Source organism: Marinobacter salinisoli, from assembly GCF_017301335.1.
GTDB lineage: Bacteria > Pseudomonadota > Gammaproteobacteria > Pseudomonadales > Oleiphilaceae > Marinobacter > Marinobacter salinisoli.
In genome coordinates, this window is the sequence record NZ_CP071247.1 from 1802368 (window position 1) to 1820300 (window position 17933).

17 protein-coding genes are annotated in these 17933 nt (G+C 60.1%); 10 read left to right on the forward strand and 7 right to left on the reverse strand.

Annotated elements, in window-relative coordinates; all coding sequences use genetic code 11:
• The first annotated feature begins 11 nt into the window (after positions 1–11).
• Entirely contained in the window at positions 12–782 is a 771-nt protein-coding gene (locus LPB19_RS08210) for an SDR family oxidoreductase (RefSeq protein WP_206645574.1), read from the forward strand.
• 6 nt (positions 783–788) lie between these two features.
• On the opposite strand, the gene LPB19_RS08215 is transcribed toward LPB19_RS08210, so the two are convergent.
• Positions 789–1682, reverse strand: coding sequence for a DUF6279 family lipoprotein (locus tag LPB19_RS08215; protein WP_206645575.1), 894 nt, complete (start codon positions 1680–1682; stop codon positions 789–791).
• A gap of 284 nt (positions 1683–1966) precedes the next feature.
• Here LPB19_RS08215 and LPB19_RS08220 point away from each other — a divergent pair, with 284 nt between their 5' ends.
• Together LPB19_RS08220 and LPB19_RS08225 are read left to right on the forward strand one after the other, a co-directional pair.
• Entirely contained in the window at positions 1967–3364 is a 1398-nt protein-coding gene (locus LPB19_RS08220) for a DUF4397 domain-containing protein (protein ID WP_206645576.1), read from the forward strand.
• Between the two features lie 252 nt (positions 3365–3616).
• Positions 3617–5017, forward strand: coding sequence for a DUF4397 domain-containing protein (locus tag LPB19_RS08225; protein WP_206645577.1), 1401 nt, complete (start codon positions 3617–3619; stop codon positions 5015–5017).
• A 64-nt stretch (positions 5018–5081) separates the two neighbouring features.
• On the opposite strand, the gene dacB is transcribed toward LPB19_RS08225, so the two are convergent.
• The gene (gene dacB / locus LPB19_RS08230) at positions 5082–6653 is read right to left on the reverse strand and encodes a D-alanyl-D-alanine carboxypeptidase/D-alanyl-D-alanine endopeptidase (RefSeq protein WP_206645578.1); all 1572 of its coding nucleotides are present in this window, start codon (positions 6651–6653) and stop codon (positions 5082–5084) included.
• A 265-nt stretch (positions 6654–6918) separates the two neighbouring features.
• Here dacB and LPB19_RS08235 point away from each other — a divergent pair, with 265 nt between their 5' ends.
• Both LPB19_RS08235 and LPB19_RS08240 read left to right on the forward strand, forming a co-directional pair.
• Positions 6919–7851, forward strand: a complete 933-nt coding sequence (locus LPB19_RS08235; RefSeq protein ID WP_206645579.1) for an aldo/keto reductase — start codon at positions 6919–6921, stop codon at positions 7849–7851.
• Positions 7848–8564: a DUF6064 family protein gene (locus tag LPB19_RS08240; protein WP_206645580.1), complete on the forward strand. Its 717-nt coding sequence runs from the start codon at positions 7848–7850 to the stop codon at positions 8562–8564. Before LPB19_RS08235 ends, LPB19_RS08240 begins: the two co-directional genes overlap by 4 nt.
• Here LPB19_RS08240 and dkgB read toward each other — a convergent pair.
• On the reverse strand, positions 8500–9309 hold the full coding sequence (gene dkgB / locus LPB19_RS08245; RefSeq protein ID WP_206645581.1) for a 2,5-didehydrogluconate reductase DkgB: 810 nt from the start codon (positions 9307–9309) through the stop codon (positions 8500–8502). The genes LPB19_RS08240 and dkgB overlap by 65 nt on opposite strands.
• 121 nt (positions 9310–9430) lie before the next feature.
• On the opposite strand from dkgB, the gene LPB19_RS08250 reads away from it, so the two are divergent.
• The gene (locus tag LPB19_RS08250) at positions 9431–9844 is read left to right on the forward strand and encodes a GFA family protein (protein ID WP_206645582.1); all 414 of its coding nucleotides are present in this window, start codon (positions 9431–9433) and stop codon (positions 9842–9844) included.
• A 3-nt stretch (positions 9845–9847) separates the two neighbouring features.
• Here the strand turns inward: LPB19_RS08250 and LPB19_RS08255 are convergent, their stop codons facing one another.
• From LPB19_RS08255 to LPB19_RS08265, 3 genes are all read right to left on the reverse strand, one after another.
• Entirely contained in the window at positions 9848–10981 is a 1134-nt protein-coding gene (locus LPB19_RS08255) for a PQQ-dependent sugar dehydrogenase (protein WP_407943946.1), read from the reverse strand.
• Positions 10982–11101: 120 nt separating this feature from the next.
• The gene (locus LPB19_RS08260) at positions 11102–12205 is read right to left on the reverse strand and encodes a PQQ-dependent sugar dehydrogenase (RefSeq protein ID WP_206645737.1); all 1104 of its coding nucleotides are present in this window, start codon (positions 12203–12205) and stop codon (positions 11102–11104) included.
• 99 nt (positions 12206–12304) lie between these two features.
• Positions 12305–12757, reverse strand: a complete 453-nt coding sequence (locus LPB19_RS08265; protein WP_206645583.1) for a YaiI/YqxD family protein — start codon at positions 12755–12757, stop codon at positions 12305–12307.
• A 161-nt stretch (positions 12758–12918) separates the two neighbouring features.
• On the opposite strand from LPB19_RS08265, the gene LPB19_RS08270 reads away from it, so the two are divergent.
• Entirely contained in the window at positions 12919–13491 is a 573-nt protein-coding gene (locus LPB19_RS08270; RefSeq protein ID WP_206645738.1) for a histidine phosphatase family protein, read from the forward strand.
• A gap of 188 nt (positions 13492–13679) precedes the next feature.
• On the opposite strand, the gene LPB19_RS08275 is transcribed toward LPB19_RS08270, so the two are convergent.
• Positions 13680–14450 carry a tellurite resistance TerB family protein gene (locus tag LPB19_RS08275; protein WP_206645584.1) on the reverse strand — a complete coding sequence of 257 codons (771 nt, stop codon included), beginning with the start codon at positions 14448–14450 and terminating at the stop codon, positions 13680–13682.
• 201 nt (positions 14451–14651) lie between these two features.
• Here LPB19_RS08275 and pdhA point away from each other — a divergent pair, with 201 nt between their 5' ends.
• Genes pdhA through LPB19_RS08290 form a run of 3 tightly spaced genes read left to right on the forward strand, consistent with a single transcriptional unit; the run spans position 14652 to position 17850 of the window.
• A complete protein-coding gene (gene pdhA / locus LPB19_RS08280) occupies positions 14652–15743 on the forward strand; it encodes a pyruvate dehydrogenase (acetyl-transferring) E1 component subunit alpha (RefSeq protein WP_206645585.1) in 1092 nt (363 codons plus the stop codon).
• Positions 15740–16732 carry an alpha-ketoacid dehydrogenase subunit beta gene (locus tag LPB19_RS08285; protein ID WP_206645586.1) on the forward strand — a complete coding sequence of 331 codons (993 nt, stop codon included), beginning with the start codon at positions 15740–15742 and terminating at the stop codon, positions 16730–16732. Before pdhA ends, LPB19_RS08285 begins: the two co-directional genes overlap by 4 nt.
• The gene (locus LPB19_RS08290) at positions 16729–17850 is read left to right on the forward strand and encodes a dihydrolipoamide acetyltransferase family protein (protein ID WP_206645587.1); all 1122 of its coding nucleotides are present in this window, start codon (positions 16729–16731) and stop codon (positions 17848–17850) included. Before LPB19_RS08285 ends, LPB19_RS08290 begins: the two co-directional genes overlap by 4 nt.
• Positions 17851–17933 lie beyond the last annotated feature (83 nt).

Consider the following 17933-nt stretch of genomic DNA (forward strand, 5'->3'; position numbering starts at 1 on the left):
GAGGTGAATCCATGAGTAGCAAAGACCTGTTTGACCTGACCGGTAAGGTTGCCCTGGTGACCGGCGCCAGCCGCGGGATCGGTGAAAGCATTGCCCGCACCCTGGCCGGCAAGGGTGCCCACGTGATCGTCAGCAGCCGGAAAATCGATGGCTGCGAGGCGGTCGCCAGCAGTATTCGTGAAGCCGGCGGCAGTGCCGAGGCCTTTGCCTGCCATATCGGCGAAATGGACCAGATCGAAGCCATCTGGGCGCATATCGAAACGACCCACGGCAAGTTGGATATCCTGGTGAACAATGCCGCATCGAATCCGTACTTTGGCCCGGTGGAGGACACCGACCTGGCGGCGTTTAACAAGACGGTGGATGTGAACATTCGCGGCTACTTTTTCATGTGTGCCGAGGGCACGAAGCTGATGAAAAAGAGCGGTGGTGGCGCGATCGTGAACGTGGCATCGGTCAACGGTGTTATTCCGGGCCACTTCCAGGGGATCTACTCCGTTACCAAGGCCGCGGTCATTTCTATGACCAAGTCGTTTGCAATGGAGCTGGGGCAGCAGAACATCCGCGTGAATGCCCTGTTACCGGGGCTGACAGACACCAAGTTCGCCAGCGCACTGACCACCAACGAAGCGATCAAGAAACAGGCGATGGCTCACATTCCGATGAAGCGGGTCGCCGATCCTGACGAAATGGCTGGGACGGTTCTGTACCTGGTGTCTGATGCCTCCAGTTACACCACTGGCGCCTGCATCAACGCCGATGGTGGTTACCTGACGGTGTAAACGCCATTAACCGGAAGCGACGTTGGAGCTGGGTGTGCAGGTCAGCGCCTCCAGGTCGCCATCCAGGCTGGCCGCTTGCTGCTGCAAGTGGGCCAGGTGCTGGGGCCCGGATGCTTCGATCAGCTCGTGCAGCAAGGCAGTCAGGGCTGATCGGCCGTCTTCCATCATAGATTCATAGGCGGTTCCGCGAACCTGTTCGGATTGCTTGATCAGCCGTGCCACCTCCTGATCGAACCCGGGATCATTCCGCCGGTCCAGCGCTGCCAGCAGTGCCTCCTGCCAGTTTCTTCGGCCCTGTAACCAGATCTCGGTCTGCCGACCCCGGTTTTCCGCCCAGCGCCTGACGATGGTCTTCTGCTCGTCATTCAAATCGCCGAACCAGCGTTCGATGCGTTTCTCCGCCCGCTCCGCCCGCGCTTCAACGGTCCGAACCGGCGAATCCCCCAGATATTTCTCCCGGTATTCTTGCTGGTTATCCCGCAAGTTGCGTGCAAGTTCCTCCACCTGCTGCTCCGATAAGCTGGACAGCAAGCGTGTGGCGATCGGAACGACACGGTCGAGTAACGGAGGGAACAGCTCAAACAAGTCCTGCTGGTGAAGCTCGACATCCCGATAGGCAAGATCCCGCTCGCTCACATCGAGCATCAGGCTGTCCAGCCACGCCTGATAGCGCGGCAGTTCACTGCTGCAGTGCCACTGACGAAATTCTTCGATATCGCGGCTGAGTTGCGCACGCTGGTCACCGGTAAGGGGGATGAAGTCATCGACCCACCAGACGATCCCCCAGTCCGCGTAGCGATAGGCCATTTTATTGGAACTGCAGGCAGCGAGCGCCAGGAGAGCCAAGGCGACCAGGCTGGTTTTGAAAGCGCGACCAAGCAATGTGGGAAGAATGTTCATAATCCGCCGTCATCGAACCACAACCACAGTGACAGTTTAGCCTACGATAATTCTCGCGCTGTGGACGTCGTTTGGTCGCACGAAAATGAGCAAAAAGCGCTCGGTTTGGCCATACTTGGTTTTTAAACAGGGATTTCACGGTGAGTGCCCGACGGCGCTGACTGTTGATCTGGATTGGATTCGATTCCCGCAGACTCCGGTAATGCGTCGGCCGGAGCGTGCATTTGCGTGGGTACGGAGAGCTTACAAACAGGAAAGTAACCTCAGGATTCGAGGACATAACCATGGAAATGACACGTGTGTTGCCGCTGCTATTGGCGGGAACGGTTGCCCTGTCGGGCTGTTTCTTTGAAGAGGATGATCCGAGCAAAAGTTACGTTCGTGTGATTCACGCTTCGTCAGATGCTCCGCCCGTTGATGTGAGACTTGGCCGGAGCTTTGAGAGAGAGGGATTGGATTACAAGCAGGCCGTTCGCTTCATCCCCAACGCTGGCACTGCCCAGTTATCGATCAACGCGGATCTTCCAGGTAGCGCGCGTGAAACCATTCTGACCTCCAGCTACTCCTTTCGGCAGGACACCCGGTATGACTTTATAGCGGCCGGCAGGGTCGCGGACGGCTCCATCAAACCCATCTTGTTGGCCGACAACGAAGAGCTTGAGATCGGCGCTTCGGTTCGACTGCGGGTTGTGCATCTGTCACCTGATGCTCAGGCGGTGTCCCGGAATGTCGACATTTACCTGAGCGAGGTCGATGACGACGACTGGCTTGCGGCTGGGCCCGCCTTCAGGTTGGGGCTGCAGGATGTCGAGGGGCCAACCCAGGTTAGCGGGGGTCAATACAAGATTCGGGTCGCCCGAGCCGGCACCGCTGATGTTGTATTCGAGAGCAGGGGGCTGTCATTACCCGAAGGCTCGGATCTACTCATTGCAGCGGTCGATAACACCGCCGTCAGTAACAGCGCTGGGTCAGCAGGCCGCAGTCCGGTCAGTTTGATGGTAATCAACGACGACGATGTCTCCGACGTCTACGACGTTAACCAGCGTTCCGGGCTGCGCGTTGTTCACGGCTCCCCCGGCGCGCCACCGGTTGATGTTTTTGCAAACGATCAACAGGCAGTGTCTGAGTTGGCTTTCGCAAGCGTTGCCCCCTCCGCAGAGCGTGACAGTTACGCAACGGTGGCACCAGGTACGCAGAACGTGACTGTAACCGTTGCCGGTGATCGCTCCCGGGAACTCATCAGCGAGAGTCTCAGCCTCGGCACAGGCGAGGGCAAGACTGTTATCGCGTACGACCGTCCAGGGGTGGTCAAGTCACTGGTTCTGGACGATTCGGTGCGCTCGATAGCCTCTCAGGCAAGCCTGAGAGTCGTGCACGGCTCCCGCGTTGCCGGGATCGCCGGCCCCGTTAATATTTACCTGCTCCCAGAGGACAGGACCAATGTGTCGTCTGCAGTACCGATCCTGCGGGATGTGCCGTTCGGTACAGAATCCGGCTACCTGGCCATCACCCCGGAAAACTATAACCTGTTTGTTCGGGATGCGGATGGCAACGTCAGGATCGGGCCCGTGCTGATTGGACTCCGGGCAGGTGGCATCCATACGTTCTTCGTGACGGATACCGCCGCCGGTGATCGCGCGCTGCTTATCGAGCTGGATGACAACCCTGCGCCTTTGCCCTGACAGACAGCTTCTGATGCACCATCCCTTCACCCCGGCATGTCCGGGGTTTTCTTGGTCTTGGCCACCCACTTTTTACCGGTTTTGGAGATAGAGCGCACAAGTGTGCGCTGATTGTGCGACGCCGATAATCCGTTTTCATCAGCAGCCCGTAGGAACAAGTGTTGCATCGTTCAGGGAATGAACAGATGCGGGTTCGAACCACTACGCTCAGGTAATCAGGTCACCAAGGCCAAAGATTGAGGAAATAACACAATGAAAAACTTACTCGCATTACCCCTAGTGGTTGTCAGTGGCTTTGCGCTCACTGGCTGCTTTGATGACGATGATGATCCGCAGAAATCCAATGTCAGGGTTATTCATGCGTCTTCTGACGCGCCAGCCGTTAACGTGAATGTTAACGGCCAGACTGTTGTGTCAGGCGCCGACTACAAGCAAGCGGCTGTGTTGACGCCCAATGCCGGCCAGGCCTCTCTGTCCATCGATGGTTTACTGCCCGGCGGTGAAACAGCCACCGTTATAGACACAGACGCGGCTCTGCGTTTCGACACCAGTTATGACGTCATTGCTGTGGGCAAAGTGGGCGATGAGACCATCGAACCACTCGTGCTGACTGACGACGGACAGCGCGATTCGGCAGATTCGGTCCGTCTGCGCGTTGCGCACCTGTCCCCGGATGCGCAGGAAGCAGCGGGCGGTCCCGTTGACGTGTATGTGACCGCCGCCGGGGCCGAGTTGCCGGAAGAGGCGACCTTCAGCTTTAGCTTCAAAGAAAGCGTTGGCCCCCTGGAAGTGCCCGCAGGCGAATATCAGGTGAGGGTCACCCCGGCCGGAACCGACACCATTGTGTATGACAGCGGAACAGTGCCACTGCCGGCCGGTGCTGATTTGCTTGTCGCGGCGGTAGACAACACTGTTTTTGGGGAGTCGCCGATCAGTTTGCTGGCCATTAATGGTGCTGACGTCAGCGAAATTGTCGATGCCAGTGCAGGTTCGGGCATTCGGGCAGTGCATAACTCCTCTGACGCTGGACTGGTGGATCTCTATGTCAACGCGACACCGGGTTCAGATCCGGCAACCGTCGAGGACATTGCGTTTACAGATACAGTCCCGGAAGCTGCGGTAACAGGCGCATACGTGGCGCTGGAGGCTGGTGAGAATCAGGTGGCCGTAACCGGCGCTGACGGCACCGTTCCGGTCATTGACGCCACCCTTGATCTGGCGGTCGGATCGGCTACAACGATTGTTGCTGCGGGCACGGTCGCACAGGGTAGTGTTCAGGCTCTGGTGTTCGAGGATGACAGCCGGAGCGTTGTAACGGCTGCGAAACTTCGGGTTATCCATGGTGCCGAGGAAGCAGACACGGTCGATGTGTATCTTCTGCCAACGGCCGAAGGCGGTGCGGCGGCTACTGAGATCAACAGTGCCGAGCCGGCGCTGGATGACTTCGAATTTGGCCAGTCCTCCGGTTATGTGGAAGTGCCCGAAGGCGACTACGTGGTGTTCATCACAAGCACCGACGGCAGTGAGTTTCTGAAAACCGGCAGTATTACGCTCACCGCAGGCAGCGTATACACGGCGATTGCGAGAGCGGCTCCGGAAGACGATAACAACGTCGCAGGGCTGACACTGTTGGATGATTTCTTAACTCCCTAAGTCCCCGGCATCACGTGGGCTTAAAACCAAAACCCCGGCAATCGCCGGGGTTTTTTCTTGCCGATTACTGAACGGCTGTACTAGACGAACCAGAGTCAGCCCTGGAAATGGCGGTTCCCGTCGGCGGTCGGTAGTGCAGGGAGTAAAGCACGCGATCGAGCACGGCCTGGCCATTCCAGGCCGGATCGTTATTCACCATGCCCACCACCGCCCAGGTGGTGTTGTGTTCGTCCCGGGTGAAGCCCGCGATGGAGCGGACGTTTTCCAGATAACCGGTCTTGATCCGGCCCGTGCCATCCATACCACTGTTTCTCAGGCGGCGGGCCATGGTGCCATCCATTGCGATAATCGGCATGGAAGCGAGCAGATCCATGGCAAATGGGCTGTTCCAGGCGTGTTGCAGGAGTTGCACACCCTGACGGGCGGTGACGCGGCCGTGGCGGGTCAGGCCGGCACCGTTGTCGATCACCATGCCTGTGGTATTGATGCCCTTGCGCTCCATCCACTCGTAGATCACCCGGATGCCGGCAACCCGGTCATCGGTTTCGTCTTCCAGGCGGTTCTCGGCGCCAATGGTCAGCAGCAACTGACGCGCCATGGCGTTATTGCTCCACTTATTGATGTCGCGCACCATGGATACAAGGTCTGGAGAGGTGGTTTTCATCACCAGGCGAGCCGTTTCCGGTGTCGCACCGGTAAGGTCTTCACCGGTCACGGTTACCCCGACTTCCTGAAGAATGGAGCGGATCAGCGAGGCGCTGTACTGCTGGTGAGGCAGCAGTGACAGGTAGCGCGTGGTGCGGCAGCCCTGAGGCAGCTCGCCCGTTACCCGGATGGTCACCCTGTTGTCATCGTGGAAGATGGGTTGCCACTCAAACCGACGACGGCCGGGGCAGGAGCCCTCTTCGGTTGCGATAACCCGATTATCGATGATGACTTCGTCCAGCGCTGGCGTACTCCAGGCCTGGGTGCCGCGTTCATCGGCGCGAACCTGGAAGTGCAGCAGGTTCAGGTTGGTCAGATAGGCTGAGGGTTCCACCAGGAAGGGCGCATGGGGGTTATCGCCATTGTCCTCGAAGGTGGGGAAACCGCCATCGACCCGGAAATACTGACCGTCGAGTACCAGGTTTCCGTCAATCCGGGTGATTCCCATGCCGCGAAGCTCGCGCAGGGTACTCCACAGGCGCTCAATGGACAGCTTGGGGTCGCCGCCAAAGCGCACGTAGAGGTTTCCGGTCAGGGTGTCACCGACCATGTCGCCATCGGTCAGGAAGTCCGTGTCCCAGCTGTGGGTTGGACCAAGAATTTCCAGAGCGGCAAAGGTGGTGACCAGCTTCATGATGGAGCCGGGGCTCATCAGTGCATCGGCATTAATGTACTGTTCGATGCCAGGGCCATTCAGCGGAATGGCTGCTACGCTCAGGGCTTTTTCATCATGCAGCGACTTCTGGGCATAGTCCCGCACTTTTGTGCTCCAGACTTTGCTGCCGGAGAGCCCGCTTTTTTCACTGTTTTCCGCTTGCAATGCAGGGCTGCCGGCAATCGCCAGTGCCGTACAAACAGCTAATGCGGACCGTCGGAAAAAAGATGGCCGTGAAACCTGCCCATTGCCAGCTGATTTATGAACCCGTCGCATACCCCAAACTACCATCAAGAATGTTCGTTAAGTTGTTATACATAGAACATAGCCCACTTTCAGACGGCGTACTATGCAGAAACGATATACATGACGTTAAAAAATGGCAGTTCGCACGCAATTTTGTAGGCACCTTTGTGACGGCCTGTAAGCAGCGGTTGAAAATGCCGTTCTGAAAGCGTTGGCAAAGCGCGAAACCGGTCTCTGGAACTGTCTTGTTTGGCGTCTGTCTTTACCCAGAGTTCAGCCACGTGAAGGAGGATGTATGGCAGGAATGACCCGGCGGCAATTTGTCATCGGCACCGCACTCTCCGGGTTGGCGCTGACGACCTGTCCGGTGCTGGCGAATCAACAGGGTTCTGCCCCGGCAGCCACGATAATGCGGGCGATTCCCTCGTCTGGCGAAAAGATACCTGTCATCGGTATGGGAACCTGGATTACTTTCAATGTCGGCAGCGACCCTTACCTGATCGACCAGCGTACCCGGGTCCTGGAAGCCTTCCTGGATACCGGCGGCAGTGTTGTCGATTGTTCGCCCATGTATGGCTCTTCCGCGCAGGTGGTGGGCAGGGCGCTGGAAGCACTGCAGGCGCACGACAGAGTGTTCTCAGCATCGAAAGTCTGGACGGCCGACGAGTCGGCAACCCGCAAGCAAACGGAGATGTCGCTTGGAAAGTGGGGCGTGGACCGCTTTGATCTTCAGCAGATTCACAATCTGGTGGGCTGGCAGGGCCACCTCGACCGCCTCAGGGAAATGAAGGCCAGTGGCGACATACGCTATCTGGGAATCACCACCTCCCATGGCAGGCGCCACCAGGACCTCGTCCGCATCATGGAAACAGAGGAACTGGACTTTGTGCAGTTGACCTACAACGTTCTGGACCGGGAGGCAGAAGAGCGGCTGTTACCTGTCGCGCAGGAGCGCGGTATTGCGGTTCTGGTTAATCGGCCCTTCCAGGGCGGCCAGCTGTTCCGGCGTTATGACGCAGAGCCGCTACCGGAATGGGCACCTGAGGCGGGCATTAACAGCTGGGCGGAACTGTTCCTCAAGTATGTCATTTCCCATCCCGCGGTGACCTGCGCCATTCCGGCCACCTCGAAGGTCGAGCATATGAAAGAGAATATGGCGGCCCTGTACGGCAACCTGCCGACTCCATCCCAGCGGCAACAACTGGCGGCCCACGTGAGGGCCCTGTGAGCACGTCCAGTGTCTGGCTGAGCTATTCCCTGCAGGACCTTCTGATGTTCGGTCCGGAGGCGTACCTCCGGCTGTACGTCCGTATCAACCAAGATTTCTGGCCCTGGCAGTGGCCGGTTCTGTTACTGGGGCTGCTGGTTCCTGTCCTGCTGCAAAGGCCGGAGCGCGGTTTACGTCGCCTGGCCTGGTTCACGATCGCCGGAGCCTGGTGCTGCAGTGGTGTCGGCTTTCTTATGGAGTACTACAGCCAGATCAACTGGCCGGCAATGGGCTTCGGGTGGGCATTTGTTGCGCAGGGTGTGCTGTTCGCGTTCATTGGACTCCGTGCGGGCGAGCCCGTGTCAAAGGTTCAGCGGCGGGGGGCTTTCGCTTCGCTGTGGTGGCTGGCGATTCTGCTGCTGCCCGGTGTGACGGTGCTGGAATACGGCAGTGCAAGGGCCGTGGCCCTGTTCGGGCTGGCACCGGGAGTGACGGTGGCCGCCACTAACCTCTTGCCGGGCCTGCTGAACCAACGCCTGAGCTGGCTGCTTGTCCCGATTCCACTGTTGTGGATGGCCTTCAGTGCTGCGACCTTCTGGGTTTTACAGACCTACTGGTTACTGGCTGTGCCCGTTGCCGGCCTGCTGATGCTGGTATTGGGATTCTGGCTCAGTCCCAGTCCGGCGCAAAGCCCGGGTCTGCGATCCGCTCGCCACGATCCAGCGCGTCGATAGCCCGGATTTCCTCCTCGCCCAGTTCAATGTCGAGGGCTTCGATGTTTGCTCTCTGGTGCGACGGACGGGTCGATGACGGAATCGGTACAACGCCTCGGGAGGCCACCCAGGCAATCGCAATGTGGGCCGGTGTCACGTTACGTTGCTGAGCAATGCGCAGCAGCGTCTCGTCTTCCATCACTTTGCCAACGGCGAGGGGCATGTAGCCGGTCACGGTGATTCCCAGAGACTGTGCATGCTCCACGACCTTCCGGTTGGCCAGGAACGGATGTACTTCAACTTGGTTGGTAAGCAGGGCGTCCCGGCCAAGGATATCCACCGCCTGATCCATCTGGGCACAGGTGAAATTGGACACGCCTATGTGCTCGGTCAGGCCCTCTCGCTGTGCGTCCCGCAGGGCGCCCAGGTATTCTTCCATGGGCACTTCGCCATCCGGCGATGGCCAGTGGATGAGTGACAGGTCCACGTGGTCGGTTTTCAGGCGTGTCAGGCTGTCGTGCAGGCTGTTGATCAGATCGCTGGCGTGAAGCTGGTCGTGCCAGATCTTGGTGGTCAGGAAGACTTCCCGCCGGGGAATACCGCTGGAGGTGATGCCATCACCCACCGCCGCCTCGTTCTCGTACATCTGGGCGGTGTCGATATGGCGATATCCGAGTGACAGGGCGCTTTTCACGGCATCCCGCGCGTCATTGTCTTTGAGACGGAATGTACCCATGCCGATTCTGGGAATTGAGCTGAATGACATACGTTCCTCCTGCTCGATGCCTGTATCTTAGATAGAGCCTGTCGGCTGGTTCTTCAAGTGGCCGCGGCGTATCATGCCCCGCTGACTCGATTCATCCGACATGCCAGCCCGAGTGAGAGCTATGTATACAGGTCAGTGTCTGTGTGGTGACATTACGTTCGAATACGATGGTCCGATTGGCCCGATTACCCTGTGCCATTGCAGCCAGTGCCGCCGCGCTCACGGCAGCGCGTTTTCGGCCAGCGCGCCGGTGCAGCGTGTTCGCTTCCGTTTTCTGACCGGCGAGTCGCTGGTCACCGAGTTTGAATCACGACCGGGCAAATACCGGGCCTTCTGCAGCCACTGCGGCAGCCATCTCTTCAGCCGTGTCGACGCCATTCCCGGCATCCTGCGCCTGCTGGCCGGTGTCATCAACGAGCCGCTTGGTAAAAGCGCATCCCGCCACGAGTTCGTGGGCTCCAAATCCGACTGGTACGAAATCACCGACGACCTGCCCCAGTTTCAGAAAACCGAGCGCACCAACGACCCGCACTGATAGCTACTGGCCAGGCACGATCCGGTAGATTTTGCCGTCAGAGTCATCGGTCAGTAGCCACAGGGCACCGTCGGGCCCCATCCGCACATCCCGGATACGCTCGCCATGATCGGCGAGCAGGTCTTCTTCCTCCATCACTTGTTCGTTGCGAATCCTCAGCCGCACCAGCTTCTGCAGTTTCAGGGCGCCGACAAACAGATCTCCCTGCCAGTCAGGAAACAGTGAGCCGCTGTAAAAGGCCATGCCCGAGGGCGCGATGGACGGATCCCAGTGGTGCAGAGGTTGTGCCATCCCCGGTTTTTCGGTGTAGGGGGTAATCTCGGCGCCGGAATAGGCGATGCCATAGGTGATTTCTGGCCAGCCGTAGTTGGTGCCTGCGCGCAGAATATTGATTTCATCGCCGCCCCGTGGGCCGTGCTCGTGGCTCCAGACTTCACCGGTATCCGGGTGGACCGTCATGCCCTGAATGTTGCGATTGCCCCAGGTAAACAGGGTGTCGCGGATGTCGTCGTCTTGCAGGCCTGGATTACCGGGCGCCGGGTCGCCAGCGATGGTGATTCGGTGCACGCCTCCCGCGTCGTCGGCGGTATCCTGGGCTCGCGGGCGATTGCCTCGATCACCCACCGCGACATACAGAAAACCGTCAGCATCGAAGGCCATGCGGCCGGCAAAGTGGCGGCTAGTGCCGGATCGGGGCAGGGCTTCGAAGATCACTGCCACGTTTTCCAGTTGATCGTCACTCAAGGTTGCCCGGGCAACCCGGGTGGTCATGCCGTCGTCATTTCTGTGGGCGTAGCTCAGGAACAAGGTCCGATTGTCCGTAAACTCGGGGTGCAGCACCATATCCAGCAGGCCGCCCTGGCCGGCTACCACGTGCTCGGGCACACCCCGGACCGGTTCCGGCACCAGTTCCCCGTTGCGGATGATTCGAAGCCGTCCGTCGCGTTCGGTCACCAGCATGGAGCCATCGGGCAGAAAGGCCAGACTCCAGGGATGCTCCAGCCCCTGAACCACTGTCTTGAGCTGAAAGTCTGTCTTATCGGACGAAAAGAGCTGGCGCTCGGCACTGCAACCGAAACTGAGCAGGCCAGCGACAACCAGGCTGGTAGCGACGGTCAGGTGTCTGAGTAACGGCACGGCTAGTCTCCGGGGTTTGAACCAGTCACGTGATCCCTGGCGTGGGGGAGCCATCAGCATAGCACTGCCGTGTTCGGATCGCCGGTGCCTGCAGGTGAGTTGGTTACGAGGGCGTGCCGTTTAATACGGAGACGCGAGCCGATAGACCCCGCCTTTTTTGGTGTCGGTCAGAATCCAGAGAGCGCCATCCGGGCCCATGCGGACATCCCGGATGCGCTGGCCCAGATCGGTCAGCAGGTCTTCCGTTTCAATGACCACACCATTGAGGATGCGCAACCGCACCAGTCGTCTCATCTTGAGTGCGCCGATGAACAGGTCCCCCCTCCAGCCCGGAAACAGGGTGCCCGTATAGAAAGCCATGCCTGAGGGCGCGATGGAAGGGGTCCAGTAGTACAGTGGCTGGGCCATGCCCTTCCTGTGGGTATAGGGCGTGATGAGCTCGCCGGAATCGGCAATGCCGTAGCTGATCTCGGGCCAGCCGTAGTTGGTGCCGCCGTGCAGAATATTGATTTCGTCGCCACCCTGGGGGCCGTGCTCGTGGCTCCATACCTCCCCGGTGCTTGGATGCACGGTCAGGCCCTGAGGGTTCCGGTGGCCCCAGGTAAACAGGGTATCGTTGATGGCGCTGTTGCCCAGCCCGGGATTGTCAGGGGCGGGCTCTCCCTCCTGGGTGATACGGTGGATCCCTCCGACGTCATCGGCGGTATCCTGGGCCTGGTCCCTGTCCAGTCGGTCGCCCACCGAAATGTAGACCAGACCGTCGGCGTCCATCACCAGCCGACCGGCGAAGTGGTTGCTGGAGCCGTAGCGTGGCAGGGCCTCGAAAATGACCTGCGTATCCTGAAGCCGGCCATCAACGAACCGGCTGCGGGCGACTCGGGTGGTCATGCCCTCGCTGTTCCGGTGGGCATAGCTCAGGAACAGGGTCTGGTTTTGTGCGAAGTCGGGGTGAAGCAGAACATCAAGCAGGCCGCCCTCGCCGCTGGCAACCAGTTCCGGTGTGCCCGCTATCGGGGTCGGGTCCAGCTCGCCGTTCCGGATGATCCTCAGGCGACCGGCCCGCTCCGTGACCAGCATGGAGCCGTCGGGCAGGAAGGCAAGGCTCCAGGGATTGGAAAGCCCGGACGCCACCTCTTCCAGTTTAAAATCGGCCCGCTGTGACGAGAAGGTCTGGGCTATGGTCAGTTCACTGGTGCCAAGGATCAGAGTGCCCAGAATCAGCATGTATTTGAATACGGGCACAACAACCTCTCGGCAGCAAAGGATGGAGTCAGACTAGTGACTTCAGGATAGCAGCGCGGACGTGTGGTTGCCGTGGCCGGCTCAGCGCTTGTGGTTGCGCTGCAGCCACCGGTCGAGCTTGTCCGCGAATTCTTTCCTGTCCTGCTTGCTGAACGGCGGCGGCCCACCGGTGACCTGGCCAGCGTTTCGCATTTCTTCCATGAAGTTGCGCATGGCCAGGCGCTGGCGGATATTCTCTTTAGTAAAGGCCTGCCCCCGGGGATTGAACACGTCGGCCCCTTGCTCAATGGCTTCGGCGGCCAGCGGAATATCCTGGGTAATGACCAGGTCGCCGGACGTCAGTTGGTCCACGATTTCATTGTCGGCCACATCAAAGCCTTGCGGCACCTGGCGGCGCTGAATGAACGGGCTCGGCGGCAGGTTGATTGCGTGGTTCGCGATGAAGGTGGTCTGAATCTGCCAGCGCTCGGCGGCCCGGCACAGAATCTCGCGGATGGGAACGGGGCAGGCGTCGGCGTCGACCCAGATTGGCATGTTGAAGTCCTGTTGGTGGTTTTCCAGATCGAAGTTTACCCGGGGTTGGTGTGAGCCCGATAGATGCCTGGGGCGTATCGGTTAGTACCAAAAAGCGAGGTGTCCCTGGCGTGCATGGGAATTGCTGTGGCACCAAGGTGGCGACAACGGGGGAAAAGATGATGGCCATCCGGTTTCTGGTTTCTGTTCTGTCGGTCCTGTTGATCAGTGGTTTGGCAGTGGCCGACGAGTCGGATCAGGCAGCCTGGGCTGCGCTGCGCAATGGCGAGGCGGTGCTGATGATGCGACACGCCCTGGCGCCCGGAACGGGCGATCCGGCGAATTTTCAACTGGGTGACTGCAGTACGCAGCGGAATCTGAACGACGAGGGGCGGGCTCAGGCCCGTTCATGGAAACCGTTCCTGGCGGAGCAGGGCATTGCGGAAGTGCGCTTATACGCCAGTCAGTGGTGCCGCTGCATGGATACGGCGCGGGAAATGGCGATGGGCGAGGTGACCCCCTTGCCACCGATCAACTCGTTCTTCCGGAACCGCTCGGACGGACCGGGCCAAACCCGGGAAACCATCGAGGCTGTTAACGCTATGCCCGCCGGTGCGCCGGTCGTTCTGGTTTCCCATCAAGTCAATATCACTGGCCTGACGGGCGTTTATCCCGCCTCGAATGAAGGGGTGATCCTTGCTTTGCCTCTCTCCGAGCCGGCCCGGGTGCTGGCAAGGGTGTCGCCCGGGGAGTAGCCGGTCAGAGCCGGTTACACGGTAACTCGACATGTCCCGGCTTCCTCCGAGCCACCGTACGGCCCTGCGATTGCGGGCTCCGGGCAGTGGGTGCGGTGGAGCACAAGTCGGAGGTGGTAACGAAAGCCTGACCAGGCTTGTTATTGGCGGGGCTCGGGCAGTTGATCACCCGAGCCCCGCCGCGTTTGTCAGGCGGCGGCCTGAACCTGCCGCTCAAGTTCCTCTGTCATCGCTGGTTCCAGTTGCAGCGCCGCACCCAGCTGGTTCAGCCAGGCCCGCTCCAGATCATTCTGCTCGTCGATCATGGCGGCACTGACCAGATAGATTTCCCGCGCGGCCTGCGGAGAATCGGCGTTGCGCGCTACCGCCTGCGCATCCAGCGGGGCCCGCAGCTGCTGCTGAATCCATTCCTGCAGCTCTGCGTCTGCTCCCAGTTTTTCGATTTCCTGCACCAGCAATACCTGTTCGTTTTCGTCGATGTGGCCATCGGCTCGGGCGGCCATGATCATGGCCTGCAATATTTCCAGCCCCCGTTGTTCCTGTTCACGGCCGTGGAGCTGTTCGATCGGCTGACCCTGCTCGGACGCCATGGAAGAGGGCCCCAGCGAGGCGCCCAGGGAAGACGAAGAACCCTGGGTGTTGCCCTGGCCTTGCGCCTGGGCCTGATGGTTCTGATAGGCCTTCCAGGCCAGCGCGCCAATGCCAGCCAGTGCGCCGTATTTGAGCGCCTTGCCTCCCATCTTTCTGCCCCGGCCGGAACCCAGAAGCATGCCCAGCAGGCCGCCGCCAAGCATGCTCTTCAGGTCCACGCCGCTTTTCCCCGCGCCGCCTCGCATCTGGTTGCCGAGATCCTGCATCATTCTACCCAGATCGACTCCGCTTCCGCCTCTGCCTCTGGCTTGCGGTGAAGCGCCCTGAGCCTGCTTCATGATTTCGTTGAGAATCGATGTCACGTTCATTGCTGAGCTCCTGTAACTGGACTCTGAAAGGGGTGCCCCGGGGCCGTTTGGTCGTCCATTCCGGCTGTATTGACGCGTATCTCGGATACCCTTGGTTCCCGAGACGGGGCGGTTAGTTCCTTTGCTCATTCTTTCGGCATCGACTAAGTATTAGACAGAAAGGCCTTCGGTGCTTTCCAACAGCAGTAGCAGGAGGACTGAATGAAGCAACGCCAGGAATTTCATGTAGATAGCGCCCGCTATCTGGATGAGCAGGGCCGGCCGCTCGATGACCTCCCTGCCCAGGCCAATGATGTTGAACGAATCCTGTCGGCTTACCGAAACACGGTGCTGGCCCGCACCTTCGATGCAAAAGCCATTGCCCTTCAGCGCACCGGAAAATGCGGAACCTATCCTTCTGTCCTGGGCCATGAGGTGATTGGTACGGCCATCGGCCAGAGCCTTGCCCCATCCGATGTGTTTGTTCCTTATTACCGAGATCAGGCGGCTCATATCCTCCGGGGCGTTGCACTGTGTGACATGCTGCTCTATTGGGGCGGAGATGAGCGGGGCAGTGCGTGGCAAAACTGCCCGCAGGATCTGCCCATTGCGGTGCCCATCGCCACCCAGTGTTGCCACGCGGTAGGGGTCGCGTCGGCAATGAAAATACGAGGCGAGGACCGGGCCGTTGTCTGTTGCGTCGGCGACGGAGGGACATCCAAGGGCGATTTCCTGGAAAGCATTAACCTCGCCGGTGCCTGGCACTTGCCGGTGGTGTTTGTGGTGATCAATAACCAGTGGGCGATCTCGACACCCCGAAACCTGCAGAGCGGGGCCGAAACCCTTGCGCAGAAAGCCATCAGTGCCGGGCTGCCCGGGCACATTGTCGACGGTAACGACTACTTTGCCAGCATCGAGGCCATGGATACCGCCCTGGAGCGGGCCCGGGGCGGGAAGGGCGCCACCATTATCGAGGCGGTGACCTACCGGCTCGGGGACCACACCACGGCCGACGATGCCACCCGTTACCGAACTGCCGAGGCGCTAAAGAAAGCCTGGGAGGCCGATGGCATCAAGCGGCTGCAGAGCTACCTGCATCACAGCGGCTTGTGGGCTGCCGACAAAGAACAGGCCTTGCAGGCCGAGTGCAAGGCCGCGGTCGACTCGGCGGTTGCCGAGTACCTGGCCACAGAGCCGGAGCCTCATACAGCCATGGTGGACTATCTGTTTGAGTCCCTGCCCGCTTCTTTGCAGGAGCAGCGGGAGCGCATTGTCCGAAAATCGGCAACCGGCGCTGATGGGAGCGCGTTATGAGCCGTGCCGATGTTCGTGAAGTCACTCTGGTGGAAGCCGTCAACATGGCTCTGGCGTGGGAAATGGCGCAGGACGAGTCGGTCATTGTGCTGGGGGAAGATGTCGCGACCAATGGCGGTGTCTTCCGCGCCACGGTGGGGCTCAGAGAGCGTTTCGGCTACAAGCGAGTTATGGATACCCCGCTGGCGGAGAACCTGATAGCCGGAACCGCCATCGGCATGGCAACCCAGGGCCTCAAGCCGGTGGCGGAATTCCAGTTCATGGGGTTTATCTACGCCGGCATGGAACAAATCATCAGCCACGCTGCACGCATGCGAAATCGAACCCGTGGGCGCCTGCATTGTCAGATTGTTTACCGGGCTCCCTTCGGCGGGGGGATACACGCACCCGAGCACCATTCCGAGAGCACCGAAGCCCTGTTTGCGCACATTCCCGGCCTGCGTGTGGTGGTGCCCAGCTCTCCCCAGCGGGCCTACGGGCTTTTGCTGGCGGCAATCCGCAATCCCGACCCGGTGTTGTTTCTGGAGCCCAAGCGCATCTATCGGGCGGTGACCCAGAGCGTGGTGAATAACGGTGAGTCACTTCCTCTGGATACCTGTTACACCCTGCGCGAGGGCGACGATGTCACCCTGGTTACCTGGGGTGCCTGCGTCATGGAAACCCTGCAGGCCGCTGACACGCTGGCGCAACAGGGGGTGCTGGCCGAGGTTATTGATGTGGCGACGGTGAGCCCGCTGGACCGGGAAACGCTGCTATGTTCCGTCGCCAAGACCGGCCGGGCGGTGATTGTGCACGAGGCCTGTCGCAACGGCGGCGTGGGGGCGGAGATCGCCGCGTCGATCGCCGAAGGTGCCTTTCTGGACCTGCAGGCCCCGGTGGTCAGGGTGACCGGTTACGACACCATCATGCCCTACTACCGGAACGAACAGGCCTATCTGCCTCAGGTGCAGGACATTGTCGAGGCCGTGGAACAGGTGATCGCGCTATGAAGAACTTCAAGTTGCCAGATCTGGGGGAAGGCCTGCCGGAAGCCGAAATTGTGGAGTGGCACGTCAAGGTCGGCGATACCGTGGCAGTGGATCAGGTGCTGGTGTCCGTTGAAACCGCCAAGGCCATCGTGGAAGTGCCGTCACCGGACGCGGGCACCATCGCCAAACTGTTTGGTGAGCCGGGCGACATCATCCACACTGGCGAACCCTTGCTGGCGTTCGAGGGTGAGGGCGGAGACAGCGGAACGGTAGTCGGCGAGCTGAAAACCTCCGGTGCCGGCAAGGGCGGAAAATCGCAGCAGGATCAATTTATCGTCGGTGCCGCTGCGTCCAGCAAGCGGGCCCGGGCCAACCGGGCAACGCCGGGTGTAAGAGCACTGGCCGAGCGACTCGGGGTAAGCCTGGAAACCATCAAAGGCAGCGGCCCCGGGGGGCTGATCACCAACGACGATGTGCACCGCCAGGCCAGCCACCAGAAGCAGTTGGGCGAGGCGGAGATGCTGCGGGGACCACGTCGTACCATGGCCAAGAATATGGCCCTGTCGCACGCCCAGGTGGTGCCGGTGTCCATCTACGAAGACGCAGACATTGGCGACTGGAAAGCCGGAACCGACATCACCATGCGCCTGGTTCAGGCCATCGCATCGGCGTGTGACAACGTACCGGAACTCAATGCCTGGTTTGACGGCGACAACCTCAGCCGGCGTCTGCTGAATGAGGTGCACGTTGGGATTGCGGTCGATACGCCCGAGGGACTTTTTGTACCGGTGTTGCGGGATGTAAACCATCGCAGCCAGAAAGATCTGCGCCGGGGGCTGGAAAACCTCCGTGAGGCCGTGGCGACCCGCAAGATCCCGCCGAAGGAAATGCAGGGCGCGACCATTACCCTGTCCAATTTCGGCACAATGACGGGCCAATATGCCAATCCCATCGTAACTCCTCCTCAAGTAGCCATCGTCGGGGCCGGAACTATCCGTGAGAAAGTCGTGCCCTGGCAGGGCCGGCCCGACATCCGGCGGATACTGCCCCTGTCACTGACCTTTGATCACCGGGCCGCTACGGGCGGCGAGGCATCGCGCTTTCTCGGTGGCCTGGTCGAGGCGCTTTCCGAGCCCTGAGCAAACCTGTTCAGAGCATTAAATCGGGTCAATCTGGCGGAGTTCACGTCAGGCTCCGCCTATAATCACACAATCATCCGGCT

Excerpts from the sequence above, each read along its gene's own strand:
- dkgB (WP_206645581.1), bottom strand. The coding sequence starts at position 9,309 with ATGTCATTCAGCTCAATTCCCAGAATCGGCATGGGTACATTCCGTCTC.
- LPB19_RS08290 (WP_206645587.1), top strand. The coding sequence starts at position 16,729 with ATGAAGAACTTCAAGTTGCCAGATCTGGGGGAAGGCCTGCCGGAAGCC.
- LPB19_RS08270 (WP_206645738.1), top strand. The coding sequence starts at position 12,919 with ATGGCCATCCGGTTTCTGGTTTCTGTTCTGTCGGTCCTGTTGATCAGT.
- LPB19_RS08260 (WP_206645737.1), bottom strand. The coding sequence starts at position 12,205 with ATGCTGATTCTGGGCACTCTGATCCTTGGCACCAGTGAACTGACCATA.
- dacB (WP_206645578.1), bottom strand. The coding sequence starts at position 6,653 with ATGCGACGGGTTCATAAATCAGCTGGCAATGGGCAGGTTTCACGGCCA.
- LPB19_RS08220 (WP_206645576.1), top strand. The coding sequence starts at position 1,967 with ATGGAAATGACACGTGTGTTGCCGCTGCTATTGGCGGGAACGGTTGCC.
- LPB19_RS08275 (WP_206645584.1), bottom strand. The coding sequence starts at position 14,450 with ATGAACGTGACATCGATTCTCAACGAAATCATGAAGCAGGCTCAGGGC.
- LPB19_RS08215 (WP_206645575.1), bottom strand. The coding sequence starts at position 1,682 with ATGAACATTCTTCCCACATTGCTTGGTCGCGCTTTCAAAACCAGCCTG.
- LPB19_RS08235 (WP_206645579.1), top strand. The coding sequence starts at position 6,919 with ATGGCAGGAATGACCCGGCGGCAATTTGTCATCGGCACCGCACTCTCC.
- LPB19_RS08285 (WP_206645586.1), top strand. The coding sequence starts at position 15,740 with ATGAGCCGTGCCGATGTTCGTGAAGTCACTCTGGTGGAAGCCGTCAAC.
- LPB19_RS08225 (WP_206645577.1), top strand. The coding sequence starts at position 3,617 with ATGAAAAACTTACTCGCATTACCCCTAGTGGTTGTCAGTGGCTTTGCG.
- LPB19_RS08265 (WP_206645583.1), bottom strand. The coding sequence starts at position 12,757 with ATGCCAATCTGGGTCGACGCCGACGCCTGCCCCGTTCCCATCCGCGAG.
- LPB19_RS08250 (WP_206645582.1), top strand. The coding sequence starts at position 9,431 with ATGTATACAGGTCAGTGTCTGTGTGGTGACATTACGTTCGAATACGAT.
- LPB19_RS08210 (WP_206645574.1), top strand. The coding sequence starts at position 12 with ATGAGTAGCAAAGACCTGTTTGACCTGACCGGTAAGGTTGCCCTGGTG.
- pdhA (WP_206645585.1), top strand. The coding sequence starts at position 14,652 with ATGAAGCAACGCCAGGAATTTCATGTAGATAGCGCCCGCTATCTGGAT.